Genomic DNA, 2,389 nt, shown 5'->3' with positions numbered 1-2,389 from the left:
GGATGAGATAAAGGCGCGGATCGTTGCTGAGAGCTTGCAGCCGGGTGTGAGCGTGAATGCAGTTGCGGCGCGGTATGGGCTGCGGGCGAACCATCTTTCGGAATGGCGTGGTCGTGCGCGTGATGGCCGGTTGGTTTTGCCTGTGGTTGAAGATGACGGTCTCTGTTTTGCGCCGATCGTCATGTCGGATGGTGGCGGCGGTGCGCATATGCCAGCTGTTGCGGGGCAGCCAGTCACGCCCGCAGCACCACCCTCAGCATCGATCGAGATTGCGATGGGCCAAGTCACGATCCGATTGGACGGGGTGATGGCGCTGAACCATGCCCAGTTCGAGGCGCTGTTTGCTGGGCTGGACTGGTGTAAGGTTAAAGCCTTAGAGGCGCGCCCACCTGCTGCGGCAGAATGAACCAACCATTTGTTTTTGCGTGATTTTACTGGGGTATCTGTGTAGATATGGCCCATGTAAACTGCCCCGTCACTTAATCTTTCCGCCATCCCGGCTGCGCAACGCGCGGCCGGGATGGCGTTGATCGAAAAGGTCGCAGCGCTCACAGAAATAACCCAACGGCAAGAGCACCTGATCGCCGAGCTGAACCATGCCCTGCATGGCAAACGGTCGGAAAAGCTGACCGAGGATCTGTCGATCGCACTGGCCGAGGTCGAGGTGCAAAAGGAACATCTGGCTGACAGGTCAGGTGACAAAACGGCAACCAAACCTGCGCCAAAGCGCAGCATCGGCAATCTCCCGGCCGAACTGCCGCGCATCGAACAGCGCATCGAACAGCTCATCGAGCCCGACAGCCTGATCTGCCCCTGTGGCTGCGGCGTCATGCACAAGATCGGTGAAGACCGCAGTGAGCGGCTGGATATCGTGCCGGCGCAGTTGCGTGTCATTGTCACCGTGCGCCCGAGATACGCTTGCCGGACCTGCAGCGATGGCGTGACCCAAGCCCCCGCCCCATCGCATCTGATCATGGGCGGCCTGCCGACCGAGGCGACCATCGCGCATGCGCTGGTCAGCAAGTCGAAGGGGACCGTGGCCCCAGTGGGGCCGCGTAAGCCCCGAAGACGCCGACCACCTGCCACTCTACCGCCAAAGCCAGATCCTGGCGCGGGCGGGTCTTGATCTGCACCGCGCCGTGCTGGCCGATTGGGTTGGTAAGGCGGCGTTCCACCTCAAGCCCGTCGTTGACCGGCTTGCCGAACACCTGAAACGATCCAGCAAGCTGTTCATGGACGAAACCACAGCCCCGGTGCTGGATCCGGGACGCGGTAAAACCAAGACCGGCTATCTTTGGGCGCTGGCCCGCGATGACCGGCCATGGGGCGGTGAGGATCCGCCCGGTGTGGTCTACGTCTATACACCCGGTCGGGCGGGGCAGAATGCCGAAACATTCCTGACGGGCTTTGATGGCATCCTGCAGATCGACGGATACCAGGGGTACAACCGGCTGACCAAGCCTACCCGCAAGGGCGGCGATCCCGTTCGCGTGGCCCATTGCTGGGCGCATGCCCGGCGCAAGCTAAAGGAAGTCTTCGACCGCGATGCATCAGAGATCGCCGCCGAAGGTCTGCGCCGCATTGCCGAAATCTATACCGTCGAAGCCGACATCCATGGCATCTCCCCCGGCCAGCGATTGTCTGCCCGCCAGACCCGCAGTGCCCCGCTGATCGCGGCCTTCGGTGATTGGCTTCAAGCACAACGCCGTAGGATCTCTGCCAAATCCCGGCTGGGTGAAAAGCTGACTTACATCCACAATTACTGGGATGGGCTGCAGACCTTCCTGGCTGATGGTCGCGTCGAAATCGACAACAACCGCGTCGAAAACATGATCCGACCGATCGCTTTGAACCGCAAGAACGCCCTCTTTGCCGGTCACGACGAGGGCGGCATCGCTTTAGGCCGCATCGCCTCACTGATCGAGACCTGCAAGATCAACGGCGCTCAACCATTCGCCTATCTCAGAACCACCCTCACAGCGATCGCAAACGGACATCCGCAAAGCCGGCTCGATGAACTCCTACCGTGGAACTTCAAGCTGTCAACCTAAGCCGTCAGTGTTGTCCAGCGAACGCTTACTCAAAGGCGTGGTTCGGGGTAAAAAGGTTGTCACGACCAATCCGGACACCTCACAGCGGCGCCCTGACAACAAGGTAAACCGCTTGTTCAAAGCAGATCGGCCCAACCAACTCTGGGGTCGGTCATTGTGGCGCCATTGATGGTGTGGATGCCCCCCCCAAACGGCATCGCGATGTGCCAGGGTGGGTCTGAGTACAGCCACCGAAAGGAGCCATCCATGGAACAGCCTATCACGATCGGCCTCGATCTGGCCAAGAATGTCTTTCAGGTTCATGGGGTCGACGCGACCGGCAAAGTTGTCTGTCGCCG

The 2,389-nt window shown here is 60.6% G+C and carries 1 protein-coding gene and 1 pseudogene; both read left to right on the top strand.

The features are described from left to right. Window positions 1-406 (top strand): transposase (locus BFP70_RS00040; RefSeq protein WP_141693044.1); only part of this gene is annotated, 406 nt, incomplete at its 5' end. A gap of 114 nt (window positions 407-520) precedes the next feature. After that, window positions 521-2,051 (top strand): annotated as a pseudogene (locus tag BFP70_RS00035) (IS66 family transposase). Window positions 2,052-2,389: the final 338 nt, after the last annotated feature.

The sequence above is a fragment of the Thioclava sp. SK-1 genome, assembly GCF_001705665.1.
Classification (GTDB): domain Bacteria; phylum Pseudomonadota; class Alphaproteobacteria; order Rhodobacterales; family Rhodobacteraceae; genus Thioclava.
This window is presented reverse-complemented; position numbering and strand designations above follow the sequence as displayed.